The 16,538-nt window shown below is 44.7% G+C and carries 14 protein-coding genes; 7 read left to right on the top strand and 7 right to left on the bottom strand.

What is annotated here, in order from left to right; all coding sequences use genetic code 11:
- Positions 1-45 precede the first annotated feature (45 nt).
- The 7 genes from rsmG to rpmH form a co-directional block, all read right to left on the bottom strand.
- The gene (gene rsmG / locus ACH97_RS02470) at positions 46-765 is read right to left on the bottom strand and encodes a 16S rRNA (guanine(527)-N(7))-methyltransferase RsmG (RefSeq protein ID WP_048350265.1); all 720 of its coding nucleotides are present in this window, start codon (positions 763-765) and stop codon (positions 46-48) included.
- A 13-nt stretch (positions 766-778) separates the two neighbouring features.
- On the bottom strand, positions 779-2,665 hold the full coding sequence (gene mnmG / locus ACH97_RS02465) for a tRNA uridine-5-carboxymethylaminomethyl(34) synthesis enzyme MnmG (protein ID WP_020453652.1): 1,887 nt from the start codon (positions 2,663-2,665) through the stop codon (positions 779-781).
- Positions 2,666-2,681: 16 nt separating this feature from the next.
- Positions 2,682-4,061, bottom strand: coding sequence for a tRNA uridine-5-carboxymethylaminomethyl(34) synthesis GTPase MnmE (gene mnmE / locus ACH97_RS02460; RefSeq protein ID WP_020453653.1), 1,380 nt, complete (start codon positions 4,059-4,061; stop codon positions 2,682-2,684).
- A 335-nt stretch (positions 4,062-4,396) separates the two neighbouring features.
- Positions 4,397-5,020, bottom strand: a complete 624-nt coding sequence (jag, locus tag ACH97_RS02455; protein WP_020453654.1) for an RNA-binding cell elongation regulator Jag/EloR — start codon at positions 5,018-5,020, stop codon at positions 4,397-4,399.
- Positions 5,017-5,817, bottom strand: a complete 801-nt coding sequence (spoIIIJ, locus tag ACH97_RS02450; protein WP_095291183.1) for a YidC family membrane integrase SpoIIIJ — start codon at positions 5,815-5,817, stop codon at positions 5,017-5,019. Before spoIIIJ ends, jag begins: the two co-directional genes overlap by 4 nt.
- 165 nt (positions 5,818-5,982) lie before the next feature.
- Positions 5,983-6,342: a ribonuclease P protein component gene (gene rnpA / locus ACH97_RS02445; RefSeq protein WP_020453656.1), complete on the bottom strand. Its 360-nt coding sequence runs from the start codon at positions 6,340-6,342 to the stop codon at positions 5,983-5,985.
- Between the two features lie 84 nt (positions 6,343-6,426).
- A complete protein-coding gene (gene rpmH, locus ACH97_RS22660; RefSeq protein WP_003178075.1) occupies positions 6,427-6,561 on the bottom strand; it encodes a 50S ribosomal protein L34 in 135 nt (44 codons plus the stop codon).
- A gap of 639 nt (positions 6,562-7,200) precedes the next feature.
- Here rpmH and dnaA point away from each other — a divergent pair.
- From dnaA to gyrA, 7 genes are all read left to right on the top strand, one after another.
- A complete protein-coding gene (gene dnaA / locus ACH97_RS02440) occupies positions 7,201-8,541 on the top strand; it encodes a chromosomal replication initiator protein DnaA (RefSeq protein ID WP_009330034.1) in 1,341 nt (446 codons plus the stop codon).
- A gap of 177 nt (positions 8,542-8,718) precedes the next feature.
- Positions 8,719-9,855: a DNA polymerase III subunit beta gene (dnaN, locus tag ACH97_RS02435; protein ID WP_020449764.1), complete on the top strand. Its 1,137-nt coding sequence runs from the start codon at positions 8,719-8,721 to the stop codon at positions 9,853-9,855.
- A 167-nt stretch (positions 9,856-10,022) separates the two neighbouring features.
- Positions 10,023-10,238 (top strand): S4 domain-containing protein YaaA, encoded by a 216-nt coding sequence (yaaA, locus tag ACH97_RS02430; protein WP_003178084.1) that lies wholly within the window; start codon positions 10,023-10,025, stop codon positions 10,236-10,238.
- A gap of 16 nt (positions 10,239-10,254) precedes the next feature.
- A complete protein-coding gene (gene recF, locus ACH97_RS02425) occupies positions 10,255-11,367 on the top strand; it encodes a DNA replication/repair protein RecF (RefSeq protein WP_003178089.1) in 1,113 nt (370 codons plus the stop codon).
- Between the two features lie 17 nt (positions 11,368-11,384).
- The gene (gene remB, locus ACH97_RS02420; protein ID WP_020449765.1) at positions 11,385-11,627 is read left to right on the top strand and encodes an extracellular matrix regulator RemB; all 243 of its coding nucleotides are present in this window, start codon (positions 11,385-11,387) and stop codon (positions 11,625-11,627) included.
- Positions 11,628-11,687: 60 nt separating this feature from the next.
- Positions 11,688-13,601, top strand: a complete 1,914-nt coding sequence (gene gyrB, locus ACH97_RS02415) for a DNA topoisomerase (ATP-hydrolyzing) subunit B (protein WP_020449766.1) — start codon at positions 11,688-11,690, stop codon at positions 13,599-13,601.
- Positions 13,602-13,790: 189 nt separating this feature from the next.
- A complete protein-coding gene (gene gyrA / locus ACH97_RS02410) occupies positions 13,791-16,265 on the top strand; it encodes a DNA gyrase subunit A (RefSeq protein ID WP_020449767.1) in 2,475 nt (824 codons plus the stop codon).
- Positions 16,266-16,538: the final 273 nt, after the last annotated feature.

Raw genomic sequence — 16,538 nt, 5'->3', positions numbered from 1 at the left:
AATTTTCCTTCTGTGACATTACGAAATTTGAAGAAAACGAATAATTTAACCTTCTATAGGAGATTTATTAGGTGTTCCAGGCTTTCTTGGAAATTTCTTCGGTGTCTGCGATTGTTTTTTGATGACAATGATGTTTCTGTCGCTTTCTTCAATTGGCAGCTGAAAAGAATGTACGGTTTCAATTTTGCCTCCAAGCATTTTGATGGCTTTTTTGCCCGTTTCAATTTCTTCATCAGCCGAAGCTGCTTTTAATGCTACGAAGAAACCGTCTTTTTTCACAAGCGGAAGGCAGAGCTCGCTGAGAACCGAAAGGCGGGCGACAGCGCGTGCCGTCACGACGTCATAGCTTTCCCTGTGGTCTTTCGATCTTCCGAATGTTTCCGCGCGATCATGGTAAAAAGCTGTGTTTTCCAGCTTCAAAGCATCTGACAGCTGATTCAAAAAGTGAATCCGTTTGTTCAGCGAGTCAACGATTGTGACGTGAAGGTGAGGAAAACAGATTTTTATCGGAAGGCTTGGAAATCCGGCGCCCGCTCCAACATCACAGAGACTGTTCATCTTTTTGAAATCAACATAAAAAGAAGCGGCAATGGAGTCGTAAAAATGTTTTAAATACACTTCTTTTTTCTCGGTAATCGAGGTTAAATTCATTTTTTCGTTCCATTCAACAAGCCATTCGTAATAGGTCTCAAATTGCTCCAGCTGGAAGGAAGAGAGGGAGATGCCTTTCTCCTCCAAACCGGCTGTAAATTGCTCAATGTTCATGCCGTCACCCTTTCTATTCCGCAACCTTGGCAATCCGTCCCTGCTCTAAGTAAACGAGCAGAATGGAAATATCAGCAGGATTGACGCCGGAAATCCGTGAGGCCTGTGCGACCGACAGCGGTCTGACCTCTTTCAATTTTTGGCGCGCTTCCGTTGCAATGCCTTTGATCGCGTCATAGTCGATTCTGTCAGGAATCTTTTTGTTTTCCATTTTCTTTAGTTTTTCGACCTGCTGCAAGGACTTTTCAATATATCCTTCATATTTAATTTGAATTTCAACTTGTTCAGCAACGTCGCCGGCGACTTTTTGTTCAGGCGGCGCAAGAGCAGTAACGGTTTCATAATTCATTTCCGGCCGCTTCATCAGGTCGGTCGCGCGTATGCCGTCTTTGAGCTCACTGCCGCCCAATGAACGGATATATTCCTGATTTTCCTTTGTCGGTTTGATAATAACAGAATGAAGGCGTTTTTTCTCTGCTTCAATGGCCGCTTTTTTCTCTTGGAACTTTTGATATCGTTCTTCAGAAATCAAACCGATCTGATAGCCGATCTCGGTCAGGCGCAAGTCTGCATTGTCGTGACGCAGAAGGAGCCTGTACTCCGCACGTGAAGTCAGCAGGCGGTACGGTTCGTTTGTTCCTTTCGTTACAAGGTCGTCGATCAATACGCCGATATAAGCGTCAGAACGGCTGAGAATGACCTCTTCTTTGCCAAGCGCTTTCCGGCCCGCATTGATGCCGGCCATAATTCCCTGTCCGGCCGCTTCTTCATAGCCTGATGTTCCGTTAATCTGTCCGGCTGTGAAGAGTCCCGGAATTTTTTTCGTTTCCAGTGTCGGCCACAGCTGTGTCGGTACGATCGCATCATATTCAATCGCGTATCCTGCCCGCATCATTTGCACATTTTCAAGACCGGGAATAGTTGAAAGCATTTTTCGCTGCACATCTTCAGGAAGGCTTGTCGACAATCCCTGGACATAGACTTCCTGGGTGTTGCGCCCTTCAGGTTCAAGAAAGATCTGGTGTCTCGGTTTGTCGTTAAAGCGGACAACCTTGTCTTCAATTGAAGGACAATATCTTGGCCCCGTTCCTTTAATCATACCGGAATACATCGGTGAGCGATGCAGATTGTTGTCAATGATTTCATGCGTTTCCGGGCTTGTATATGTGAGCCAGCACGGAAGCTGATCTGTAATATATTCCACTGTCTCATACGAAAAGGCCCGCGGCACTTCATCGCCGGGCTGAATTTCCGTTTTGCTGTAGTCAATTGAGTGGCTGTTGACCCGCGGCGGCGTCCCTGTTTTAAAACGGACGAGATCAAAGCCGAGCTCATCAAGATGCTCAGACAGCTTGATGGACGGCTGCTGATTGTTCGGCCCGCTGGAGTATGACAGATCGCCAAGAATAATTTTTCCTCTCAAAAATGTCCCCGTCGTCAGAACCACAGTCTTAGAACGGTACTCCGCCCCTGTTTGGGTTACAACGCCCCGGCATTCCCCGTCTTCAATAAGAAGGCGTTCGACCATTCCTTGCAGCATGGTCAAATTCGGTTCATTCTCAAGTGTCTTTTTCATCTCGTGCTGATATTGGAATTTGTCAGCCTGAGCCCGCAGCGCCCGGACGGCAGGTCCTTTTCCAGTATTTAAAAGCCTCATTTGGATATGAGTTTTATCGATATTTTTAGCCATTTCCCCGCCGAGCGCATCGATTTCGCGGACGACGATTCCTTTTGCAGGTCCGCCGACAGACGGGTTACATGGCATGAAAGCAACCATATCAAGGTTAATCGTTAAGACAAGCGTTTTTGCGCCTTGTCTGGCTGACGCCAGCGCCGCTTCAACACCGGCGTGTCCGGCGCCGACGACAACGACGTCATATTGGCCTGCTTCATAGCCCATATGCTTTGTTCCTCCTTTATTTTCCTAAGCAAAATTGAGAGAAGAGCTGGTCGATCAGGCTTTCGTGTACAGCATCGCCAATGATCTCTCCGAGAACTTCCCAGCATCTTGTTAAATCAATTTGAACCATATCGATCGGGACATCGTTTTCGATGCCCTCCAATGCGTCAGTAATGGCGCGCTTCGCCTCATGCAGCAGTGAGATGTGCCTTGTATTGCTGACATATGTCAAGTCGCCGCTCTCGATCGTTCCTGTGAAAAATAGCGATTGAATGGCTTCCTCCAGCTCATCAATCCCTTCCTCTTTCAATAAGGATGTCGTGACGACAGGCTGGTTCCCCGCCAATTCCCGAACGCGATCAAGATCAAGTCTTTGCTCAAGATCGGTCTTATTGACGATGACGATGATGTCCATGCCCTTCGTTGCTTCAAAGAGCTTGATGTCTTCTTCCGAAAGGGTCTCACTGTAATTGAGGACAAGCAAAATCAAGTCAGCTTCTTTTAATACCTGTCTTGAACGTTCAACGCCGATTCGCTCGACGATGTCTTCGGTCTCGCGGATCCCGGCTGTATCGACAAGACGCAGCGGCACGCCTCTGACATTCACATATTCTTCAATGACATCCCGCGTCGTACCCGGAATGTCCGTTACAATCGCTTTTGTCTCATGGACGAGACTGTTTAAAAGCGAGGACTTGCCGACATTTGGCCGCCCGATGATAACCGTCGAGATGCCTTCTCTTAATATTTTACCCTGCTCTGAAGTCGTCAGCAGCGCCTCGATTTCCTTTTTGACCTTTGTCGCCTTTTCAATCAGCATCTTATGGGTCATTTCTTCGACATCATCGTATTCCGGATAGTCTATATTCACTTCAACATGGGCCAACGTTTCAAGAATCTCGGCTCTCAACCGTTTGATCAGTGAAGACAGCCTTCCTTCCATCTGATTCATGGCCACATTCATAGCGCGGTCTGTTTTGGCCCTGATGAGATCCATGACAGCTTCAGCCTGGGAAAGATCGATTCTTCCGTTCAAAAAGGCTCTTTTCGTAAATTCCCCCGGTTCCGCAAGGCGCGCTCCCTCTCTCAAAACGAGCTGAAGCACCTGGTTGACGGTTACAATTCCGCCGTGGCAGTTGATTTCTACAATATCTTCCCGCGTAAAAGTTTTCGGCGCTTTCAGTACCGAAACCATGACTTCTTCCACGACTTTTTCCGTTTCAGGATCAACGATATGACCGTAGTTAATCGTATGTGAATCGACGGAACTCAGCCTTTTCCCGCGAGGTCCTTTATATACTTTATCGGCGATCGCAAGAGCCTCAGGGCCGCTCATCCGGACGATCGCAATCGCCCCTTCTCCCATCGGCGTTGAAATCGCAGCGATGGTATCCATGGCTTTCACCTCTCTTTTTCATTCCTCTATCTATTATCCCCATTTGTCCGGGTCATCTTCCAAACATCGTATATGGATGAAAAACTTTTATTGTAATCAAAATTTAAAGATATCATAGTTTCAATTGAAGTGGAAGTGACTTGAACCGTTATCCACAACCGTTCTAAGCCATCATTACTTACTTTAACTTATCCACATGTGAATAACAATTAAATTTCATTTTCATCAACAGCTTACACCGAAAAAACTAAAGCTTAAACCGATTTGGTCTGCATTTATCGATTTTGCAACGGCAAAAAACCGAAGCCCCAATTTTGGGAACTTCGGTTTTCATGTTATTTTTTATATGAGATGACAAGGTGCCGGTTATGGTCTTCTCCGGTAGAATAAGTTTCGATATGCTGCGAGTAGCCCGCAAGCGTATCATGGATGACTTTGCGCTCACTGGAAGGCATCGGCTCCAGATGAATGTCTTTTTTCTGCCTGGCCGCCTGGTCAGCAAGCTTCAATGCAAGCTGAGCGAGTGTTTCCTTCCGCTTTGCGCGGTATCCCTCGGCGTCAACCACCGCTTGGATATATCTGTCGGAATGACGATTGAGCACGAGCTGCGTCAGCGTTTCAAGGGCATTTAAAGTTTGTCCTCTTTTTCCAATTAAAAGGGCTGTTTTATCGCCTTTTAACTGAAAAATCACTCGTTTTGACTCCTCTTCTGCCGTTACCTGGGCTTGTATTCCCATATTCGAAATCACATTTTCCAAATACTGTTTTGCTTCTTTAACCGGGTCTATTTTTTCCCGAATGTTCACGACTGCAGACCGATGACCGAAAATGCCGAATAATCCCTTTTTTCCTTCATCAACTACGTCGACTTCGACATCATCTGCATGAAGGCCCAGCTGTTCAAGCCCGGATTGCACTGCTTCATCGACGGTACGTCCAGTAGCAGTCAGTTCCTTCACTTTTTCTTACCTCCGGATTTTTTTCCTCCGGCTGCCGCTTCCTGCCTCTCTGCCTTTAAATCAGGCCCTTTGATAAAGAAGGTTTGAGCAATCATGAATAAGTTACCGACTACCCAGTACAGGGAAAGAGCCGCCGGGAAACTGACCGCAAATACAACGATCATGATCGGCATCAGCCAAAGCATCATCGCCATCTGCGGATTTTGTTGCGCTGTTCCCGCCATCATCAGCTTTTGCTGAATGAATGTGAACACACCGGCGAGAATCGGCAAAATGAAATACGGATCACGCTCCCCAAGGTCAAACCATAAAAAGCTGTGTTCTGCGATTTCCCGCGTTCTCATAATGGCATGATAGAATCCGATTAAAATCGGCATTTGAATTAAGATCGGGAAACATCCGGCAAGCGGGTTAACCCCGTGCTTCTGCATGAGAGCCATCGTTTCCTGTTGAAGCTTCTGCTGCGTTTTTTGATCTTTAGAACTGTATTTTTCGCGAAGTTTTTGCATTTCAGGCTGGAGAGCCTGCATCGCTTTCGAACTCTTCGTCTGCTTGATCATCAGCGGCAAAATTAAAAGTCTGATTAAGATCGTGACGATGATAATCGCGAGTCCGAAGTTTTCATTCGTTAAATTTGCTACATACGTGATCAGCTGTGACAGCGGGTATACGATATACGTGTTCCAAAACCCTTCGCTTTCTGCAGTGATCGGCTGGTTGATTTCCGTACATCCAGCTAACAGCACGATAACGCCGATCATACTGAACAATAATAAAATTCGCCTCTTCAACAATATTTCCTCCTAAATCTTCATTCTTCAACCGGTGTTATTCGGTTATGACCATTAAAAAGACATACTTTCTCGTATTTTATCATCTTTCTCCCCGAATGGGCGACGACATTTTTCAGGAGCTAAAGGAAGCGCTTAAAAATGAGGGCCATAACATCTTTTTAACCCGGACTATGATGGCTGATTCGGTTTTTTCCGGTAGACAAACGACTTTCTGAAAAGGTGCTGCAAACTTTTTTTCGTCTCTTCATATGACAATTCAGCTGCAGGCTTTCTTGCGATGATAATGTAGTCATTTTCTTGTTTTAATAGATCCCGCTCTTCCTGGATGACCTGGCGAATCAGCCGCTTTACCCGGTTGCGCACGACTGCGTTTCCGATTTTCTTGCTGACCGACAGTCCCACCCGAAACTCTTTCGCCTCAGGCTGGTGAAGCACATATAAAACATATTGCCGGTTTGCCATCGATTTGCCTTTTTTAAATACTTTTTGAAAATCTTCATTTTTCTTTAATCGATTTCGCTTTTTCATATCTTCTTTCACTCCGATAACAAGCTGGCAAATGGGCCTGGTCATTCCTCTATGTAAAAAAGACCACTGACATTATTCAGTGGCCTAAGCTGATAATACTTTTCTTCCTTTGCGGCGACGACGTGCTAATACAAGACGTCCATTTTTAGAACTCATACGGCTGCGAAAGCCATGAACTTTGCTGCGCTTACGGTTATTTGGTTGAAATGTTCTTTTCATGTATGACACCTCCCTCGAGGAATAGCTGTTAAAGACAGTCTAATTTATTATATTGGGATGAGCAGTTCATTGTCAACTTCGCTCACACATTTCTTTTTTGCACCATAATAGGATAACACATATCAATTTTCTTCGAAAGCCTAATTTCATTTTTCCTCAATTTTAGCTTAAAAGATTTTTTTGGAAGCGGGAAAATGGAATGAGCGCAGCGAAAAAAAGCCAATGTGGATATCTTTCGCCTCGTTTTTTCTATCCACAATCATTATCGACAACATTTTCACAAAACTAACTGCTGTGGACAATATTTCTTCAACAGTTTGTATAGTGTGTGGATAAGTTCCTCGCAACCATTGCAACCACTCGCTTATTCTGATATTATATTTGTGTTTTAACTCTTGATAACAAATTGGCTGCCAATCCATTATCCACAAACTGTGGATAAGTTGTGGAAAGTTTTTTCACAGGGTGTGCAGTAATTTGTCCACATCTTGTGAAGAATGTCGAAAAGACGTTTTTCTACTATATTATATGTTTTCAACATTTCATTAACGAATGGACTCATCCATTTGCTCTTTTTTTGTGTTCTATAACAGGTTGGACAAGCAAATATTGCTGGTAAAGGAGGGACGAACCGCCATTATGAAAAACATATCGGATCTTTGGAATCAAGCTTTGGGGCAGATCGAAAAAAAATTGAGCAAGCCCAGCTTTGAAACATGGATGAAATCGACAAAGGCTCATTCATTGCAGGGCGATACGCTGATCATCACCGCACCGAACGAGTTCGCCAGAGACTGGCTTGAATCAAGATACCTGCACCTGATCGCCGATACGATCTACGATCTGACAGGAGAAGAATTGAGCATTAAATTTGTCATTCCTCAGAATCAAAATGAAGAAGATTTTATGCCTAAGTCTCCAATCAAAAAAATGTCGAAAGAAGAACCGGCTGATTTTCCGCAAAACATGCTGAATCCCAAATATACATTCGATACGTTCGTTATCGGTTCAGGAAACCGATTCGCCCATGCGGCGTCTTTGGCAGTGGCCGAAGCCCCGGCGAAAGCTTACAATCCGCTGTTTATTTATGGGGGAGTCGGACTTGGAAAGACTCACTTAATGCATGCGATCGGGCACTATGTCATCGATCACAATCCATCTGCAAAAGTGGTTTATTTGTCATCTGAGAAATTTACAAATGAATTCATTAACTCGATCCGAGACAATAAAGCTGTCGATTTTCGCAATCGCTATCGAAATGTTGACGTTCTTTTGATAGATGATATTCAATTTTTAGCCGGAAAAGAACAAACGCAAGAGGAATTTTTCCATACGTTTAATACGCTGCATGAAGAAACAAAGCAGATCGTCATTTCCAGCGACCGGCCTCCAAAAGAGATCCCAACGCTTGAAGACCGTTTGCGCTCCCGTTTTGAATGGGGATTGATCACAGACATCACGCCTCCTGATCTGGAAACAAGAATTGCGATTTTAAGAAAGAAAGCAAAAGCAGAAGGACTTGATATCCCGAATGAAGTCATGCTTTATATTGCCAATCAGATCGACAGCAATATCAGGGAGCTGGAAGGGGCATTAATCAGGGTTGTCGCATATTCTTCCCTGATCAATAAAGACATCAACGCCGATCTGGCTGCCGAAGCTTTGAAAGATATCATTCCGTCTTCAAAGCCGAAAGTCATTACGATCAAAGACATCCAAAGAATCGTCGGCCAGCAGTTCAATATCAAGCTGGAAGATTTCAAAGCGAAGAAACGGACAAAATCGGTAGCTTTTCCGAGGCAGATCGCTATGTATCTATCAAGAGAAATGACAGATTCTTCTCTTCCGAAGATCGGCGAAGAGTTTGGCGGACGCGACCACACGACTGTCATCCATGCCCATGAGAAAATATCAAAACTGCTGAGCGATGATGAACAGCTCCAGCAGCAGATTAAAGAAATTAAAGAGCAGCTGAGATAAGTGGTGAGCGGGAAAGTGTGAATAACTTGAACATAGTCTTACACAGTCTGTCCACATGTGGATAGGCTGTATTTCCGTTCGTTTTTTACACTTATCCACAAATCCACAGCCCCTACTAGTACTTCTGCTATTTTTATAAAACATAATAATTAATAGATTCCCGCAAGGAGGATGATTATGAAGTTTACAATTCAAAAAGACCGCCTAGTCGAAGGTGTCCAAGATGTGTTAAAAGCTGTTTCTTCAAGAACGACGATACCGATCTTAACCGGTATTAAAATTGTGGCCTCTGATGAAGGTGTCTCTCTGACAGGAAGCGATTCCGATATTTCGATCGAATCGTTTATCCCGAAAGAAGACGGCGATTTAGAGGTCGTGACAATTGAACAGCCCGGCAGCATTGTGCTTCAAGCCCGTTTTTTCAGTGAAATTGTCAAAAAGCTGCCGATGTCAACGGTGGAAATCGAGGTTCAAAATCAATACTTAACGATTATCCGCTCCGGCAAAGCAGAGTTTAACTTAAACGGTTTAGATGCGAGCGAATATCCGCTTTTGCCGCAAATTGAAGAGCATCACGCTTTTCAAATTCCGACCGATCTGCTAAAAAACCTGATCCGCCAAACCGTTTTCGCAGTGTCCACCTCAGAAACACGCCCAATCTTGACAGGTGTAAACTGGAATGTCGCGAGCGGTGAATTAATATGCACTGCGACGGATAGTCACCGTCTAGCGCTAAGAAAAGCTAAGCTCGACATTCACGAAGACAGTTCTTACAATGTCGTCATCCCAGGAAAAAGCTTAACCGAGCTGAGCAAGATCCTTGATGACCACCAGGAGCTTGTCGATATTGTAATTACCGAAACACAAGTGTTGTTTAAAACAAAAAACGTGCTGTTTTTCTCCAGACTGCTTGACGGAAACTACCCGGATACAAACCGCCTGATTCCTCAGGAAAGCAAAACGAACCTGATCGTCAATACAAAGGAATTTCTTCAGGCGATTGACAGGGCTTCACTTTTGGCGAGAGAAGGACGAAACAACGTGGTGAAACTTTCCGCAGCCGCCAATGAGTCGATCGAAATTTCTTCAAACTCTCCGGAAATCGGAAAGGTTGTCGAAACGGTGAATGCCGAGCAGATTGAAGGGGAAGACTTAAAGATATCCTTTAGTCCGAAATATATGCTGGATGCCCTTAAAGTTCTTGAAGGAGAGGACATTCACGTGAGTTTCACGGGCGCTATGAGGCCTTTTCTGATCCGTACGCCGAATGACGATTCGATCGTCCAATTAATTCTTCCTGTCCGGACGTATTAATTTGTTGGAATAGAAAGTTGCCGGCTGGTCCGGCAGCTTCTCTTATTTTTTCGGGAGAAAAGCGCTCTCGCCCTGCCTTGGTTGTTCATACCGCAAGTTTCCCCTTTCCTTCTTTCCCTGTTTTTTAGTACAATTAGATATTAGTGATATTGAAAGAGGTCGATATAATGACAAAGACGGTGGCTATTGATACAGAGATGATTACCCTCGGCCAGTTTTTGAAATTGGCGGATGTCATTCAGTCCGGAGGAATGGCAAAATGGTTTTTATCGGAATATGAAGTACTCGTCAATGACGAGCCGGATAACCGCCGCGGACGAAAACTGTATGTCGGAGATGTGGTGACGATTGAAGGATTCGGTTCATTTCAAGTCGTCGGCTAAAAGCAGGTGGTATTGATTGTATATCCAAAATCTAACATTATCGTCTTACCGTAATTATGAACGCCTTGACCTTCAATTTGAGAACAAAGTGAACGTGATTATCGGAGAGAACGCTCAAGGAAAAACGAATTTGATGGAAGCGATCTATGTGCTTGCGATGGCCAAATCCCATCGGACGTCAAATGATAAAGAACTCATACGATGGGATGAAGACTATGCTAAAATAGAAGGCAGGGTCATTAAAAAAAACGGTTCTGTTCCCATTCAGCTCGTGATTTCCAAAAAAGGAAAAAAAGGTAAAGTTAATCATATTGAACAGCAGAAGCTGAGCCAGTATGTCGGGGCTGTCAACACGATTATGTTCGCGCCGGAGGATTTAAATCTTGTAAAAGGAAGTCCTCAGGTCAGAAGAAGGTTTCTCGATATGGAAATCGGCCAAGTATCACCTGTCTATCTTCATGACCTTTCTCTTTACCAAAAAATCCTTTCACAACGGAATCATTTCCTGAAACAGCTTCAAACGAGAAAGCAAACCGATCAAACGATGCTTGACGTGCTGACGGAACAGCTTACGGAATTCGCAGCAAAGGTTGTGATGAAACGGCTTCAGTTTGTCGATCAGCTTGAAAAATGGGCTCAGCCCATTCATTCCGGAATTTCAAGAGGTCTGGAAGAGCTGACGCTAAAGTATCATACGTCTCTTCACGTATCAGATTCGCCCGATTTGTCGAAAATGATCAATAGTTATCAAGAAACGTTTTCTAAATTAAGAGATAAAGAAATAGAACGGGGGGTATCTCTGTCAGGTCCCCACAGGGATGATGTTCTCTTCTACGTCAATGGCCGTGATGTGCAGACTTACGGATCGCAGGGTCAGCAGCGAACGACTGCATTGTCGCTTAAATTGGCTGAAATCGATTTGATTCAGGAAGAGATAGGAGAATACCCGATTTTGCTTTTGGATGATGTTTTATCAGAGCTGGACGACTATCGGCAGTCTCACTTGCTCCACACCATTCAAGGCCGTGTTCAAACTTTCGTAACAACGACAAGCGTTGATGGAATTGATCATAAAACCTTAAACGAAGCGGAAATCTTTCGAGTTGAAAATGGCACGCTATCGGACTGAGAAAATGGGGTGAGGGATTGTATATCCACTTAGGTGACGATTTTGTCGTCTCAACGCGTGAAATTGTGGCTATTTTTGATTACAAGGCAAAGACATCGCCGATTGTTGAAGAGTTTTTAAACAAGCAAAAACAGCTGATTGTCTCTTCTAACAGCACGCCGAAGTCAATTGTTGTCACATTACAATCGATTTATTTTTCTCCTTTAGCCTCAGGCACGTTGAAAAAACGGGCGCAATCCAAGCCGGAAATCGATTCATAAAAGAATCTTAACTATAAATTTATTATGTTTGAAGAAAAGTGTAGGTGAATGTGCGTGGCAATGGAACAGCAAAATAATTACGATGAAAATCAGATACAGGTTCTAGAGGGATTGGAAGCCGTGCGGAAAAGACCCGGAATGTACATCGGGTCGACAAGCGGCAAAGGTCTGCACCATTTAGTATGGGAAATTGTCGATAACAGCATCGATGAAGCATTGGCCGGTTACTGCACTGAAATCAATGTCGAAATTGAAAAAGACAACAGCATCACTGTAAAAGACAACGGACGGGGGATTCCTGTCGGTATTCATGAGAAGATGGGCCGTCCCGCTGTGGAAGTCATCATGACTGTCCTGCACGCCGGAGGAAAGTTTGACGGAAGCGGATATAAAGTTTCAGGCGGTCTGCACGGCGTCGGTGCTTCTGTTGTTAACGCCCTTTCAACCGAGCTCGATGTAACGGTTTACAGAGATGGAAAAGTCCATTATCAGGAATTTGAACGGGGCGTTCCGAAAGCTGATTTGAAAGTCATCGGAGAGACGGAAGTGACGGGAACGACCACTCACTTCAAGCCTGATCCGGAAATATTCACGGAAACGACTGAATACGACTATGATACGCTCGCCACTCGTGTCCGGGAGCTCGCTTTCTTGACAAAAGGCGTCAAAATCACGATTGAAGACAAGCGAGATGGAAAAGAACGCAAGAATGAATACTGCTATGAAGGCGGTATTAAAAGCTATGTTGAACACTTGAACCGTTCGCGGGAAGTTGTTCATGAAGAGCCGGTCTACATTGAAGGATCCAAAGACGGCATTACCGTCGAGGTGGCGCTCCAATACAACGACAGCTATACGAGCAACATTTATTCGTTTGCCAACAACATTCATACGTATGAAGGCGGAACGCATGAAGCCGGCTTTAAGACAGGTTTGACACGGGTTATCAATGATTACGCGAGAAGGAACGGCGTATTCAAAGAAAGCGATCCAAACTTAAGCGGGGAAGATGTCCGGGAAGGGTTGACAGCGATCATTTCAATCAAGCACCCGGATCCTCAATTTGAAGGACAGACGAAAACAAAGCTTGGCAACTCAGAAGCGCGTACGATAACAGATGCGCTATTTTCAGAAGCGCTCGAAAAGTTTCTGCTTGAAAACCCGGATTCAGCGAAAAAAATCGTTGAAAAAGGGGTTATGGCTGCCAGAGCACGAATGGCGGCAAAGAAAGCGCGCGAATTGACGCGCAGAAAAAGCGCCCTTGAAGTGTCAAATCTGCCAGGGAAACTGGCTGACTGTTCTTCTAAAGATCCGACGATTTCCGAACTTTACATCGTTGAGGGTGACTCTGCGGGCGGATCGGCAAAACAGGGCCGCGATCGTCATTTCCAAGCCATTTTGCCTTTGAGAGGGAAAATCTTGAACGTCGAAAAAGCACGCCTGGACAAAATTTTGTCCAACAATGAGGTTCGTTCTATGATCACCGCACTCGGCACCGGAATCGGGGAAGATTTCAACCTTGAAAAAGCCCGCTACCACAAAGTCGTGATTATGACGGATGCCGACGTCGACGGTGCCCACATCAGAACGTTGCTGCTGACCTTTTTCTACCGCTACATGAGGCAGATCATCGAACAAGGATATGTCTACATCGCTCAGCCGCCGCTTTACAAAATACAGCAGGGGAAACGCGTTGAGTATGCGTACAATGACCAGCAGCTCGAAGAAATTTTAAAAGAGCTTCCGCAAAATCCGAAGCCAGGCCTGCAACGCTATAAAGGTTTGGGTGAGATGAATGCAACACAGCTTTGGGAAACGACGATGGATCCTGAAACGCGGACATTGCTTCAAGTAACGCTCAAAGATGCGATCGATGCGGATGAAACCTTTGAAATGCTGATGGGCGACAAGGTTGAGCCGCGCCGCAACTTTATCGAAGAGAATGCCCGATATGTGAAGAATTTGGATATTTAATGATTGTAAGACCTTATTTTCGCTTAATTGAAATAAGGTCTTTTCTAGAATGAGCCTTTGGCGCTCTATCATTTGATGTGTATAAAATCAAGATTATTGATATAATGGAGAATAGCCTAATTCGTTGAAGAGTATAAATACAAATCTACTCCCACACAACTCATGTAGATTCTCCAGGGAGGTTTTTTAATGAGTGAACAACATAAGCCCCAAGTTCAGGAAGTCAATATCAGTCAGGAAATGCGCACATCTTTTTTAGATTACGCAATGAGTGTTATTGTTTCCCGCGCTCTTCCGGACGTAAGAGACGGTCTGAAGCCGGTGCACAGAAGAATATTGTATGCGATGAACGACCTTGGGATGACAAGTGATAAGCCGTATAAAAAATCCGCGCGTATTGTCGGCGAAGTTATCGGTAAGTACCACCCGCATGGTGATTCTGCTGTTTACGAAGCTATGGTCAGAATGGCGCAGGATTTTAACTATCGGTACATGCTCGTTCAAGGCCACGGAAACTTCGGTTCTGTCGACGGCGACTCGGCTGCGGCCATGCGTTACACAGAAGCGAGAATGTCTAAAATATCAATGGAAATTCTGCGCGACATCAATAAAGACACAATCGATTACCAGGACAACTATGACGGATCGGAAAAAGAGCCTGTTGTCATGCCCGCGAGATTTCCGAACCTGCTTGTCAACGGAGCGGCCGGTATTGCTGTAGGTATGGCCACGAACATTCCGCCGCATCAGCTTGGTGAAGTCATTGACGGAGTCTTGGCGGTCAGCAAGAACCCTGATATTACGCTGCCGGAATTGATGGAAATCATTCCTGGACCTGATTTCCCTACAGCAGGGCTGATTTTGGGAAGAAGCGGCATCCGGAAAGCCTATGAAACAGGCCGGGGATCCATTACGCTTCGAGCCAAAGCTCAAATCGAAGAAACATCTTCCGGCAAACCGGTAATCATTATTACGGAAATACCGTACCAGGTGAATAAAGCTAGGCTGATCGAAAAAATCGCGGATCTAGTGCGCGACAAGAAAATCGACGGCATTACGGATCTCCGCGATGAATCAGACCGAAACGGAATGCGCATCGTCATTGAACTGAGAAGGGACGCAAACGCTAATGTACTGTTAAATAACTTGTACAAGCAGACCGCTCTTCAAACATCATTCGGCATTAATCTTTTGGCGCTTGTTGACGGACAGCCGAAAGTATTGAGCCTGAAGCAGTGTCTGGAGCATTATCTTGACCATCAAAAAGTCGTGATCAGAAGGCGCACGGCATTCGAGCTTCGCAAAGCGGAAGCGCGGGCCCATATTCTTGAGGGCTTGAGAGTGGCGCTTGATCATCTTGATGAAGTTATTTCCCTAATTAGAAATTCGCAAACGGCTGAAATCGCAAAAAACGGATTGATTGAGAAGTTTTCTTTGACCGAAAAACAGGCCCAAGCGATTTTGGACATGCGTCTTCAGCGTTTAACAGGACTGGAACGCGAAAAAATCGAAGAGGAATATCAAGGTCTTGTTGAGTTGATTGCTGAGCTAAAAGCCATCTTAGCAGACGAAGAAAAGGTTCTTGAAATCATTCGGGAAGAGCTTACGGAAGTTAAAGAGCGCTTTAATGATGAGCGCCGTACAGAAATCGTGACATCAGGCCTTGAGACGATTGAGGACGAGGATCTCATCACGCGCGAGAATATCGTTGTGACTTTAACCCATAACGGATATATCAAACGTCTGCCTTCTTCCACTTACCGCAGCCAAAAACGGGGCGGGAAAGGCATTCAGGGCATGGGGACAAATGAAGACGACTTCGTTGAACACCTGATTTCAACATCCACCCATGACACCATTCTCTTCTTCTCAAATAAAGGGAAAGTGTACCGTGCGAAAGGATATGAGATCCCTGAATACGGACGGACAGCAAAGGGAATTCCGATTATTAACCTGCTTGAAGTGGAAAAAGGAGAATGGATCAACGCGATTATCCCGGTAAGCGAATTTGATGACGAGTCTTATTTGTTCTTCACGACAAAACACGGAATATCAAAACGCACGCCGCTTTCCCAATTCGCGAATATCCGCAATAATGGATTGATCGCCTTAAGCCTCCGCGATGAGGATGAATTGATGGCCGTCCGCTTGACGGACGGAAATAAACAAATGATTATCGGCACGAAGAACGGTCTGCTGATCCGTTTCCCTGAAACAGATGTAAGGCAAATGGGAAGAACAGCAGCCGGCGTTAAAGGCATCACTCTGACAGATGATGATGTTGTCGTCGGCATGGAGATTTTGGAAGAGGATTATCATGTGCTAATCGTAACTGAAAAAGGCTACGGAAAACTGACGCCGGCTTCAGAATACAGGGTTCAAAGCCGTGGAGGAAAAGGGCTGAAAACCTGCAAAATCACAGAAAATAACGGATCTCTTGTGACTGTGAAAGCAACAACAGGAGAAGAAGATTTAATGATCATCACAGCCAGCGGCGTGATCATTCGGATGGATATTAAAGATATTTCCACGACCGGCCGCGTCACTCAGGGTGTGCGTCTTATCCGCTTAGGTGAACAAGAGCATGTCGCGACTGTCGCTTTAGTTGAAAAAGATGAAGAGAACGATGCAGAAGAACAGGATCAGGAAGCAGACGAATCATAAAAACATGCAGCCATTTGGCTGCATGTTTTTCTATTCAAACTTTCAAATATTATCTTTTCATCAGAAAGATCATGTGCTATAATTTCTTTTGGTCGCTTATAAAAGTAACAACAAAAACTTTTTCAAAAAAAGTATTGACCGCTTGTCTCATAAATGTTATATTTAAGTGGTCGCTTTGAGAGCGGCAACGAAGTTCTTTGAAAACTAAACAAGACAAAACGTACCTGTTAATTCATTAAATAAATCGCACATTTTGTGCGTAGTCATTATCAA

It is taken from the genome of Bacillus paralicheniformis (assembly GCF_001042485.2).
GTDB classification, from domain to species: Bacteria; Bacillota; Bacilli; order Bacillales; family Bacillaceae; genus Bacillus; species Bacillus paralicheniformis.
This window is presented reverse-complemented; position numbering and strand designations above follow the sequence as displayed.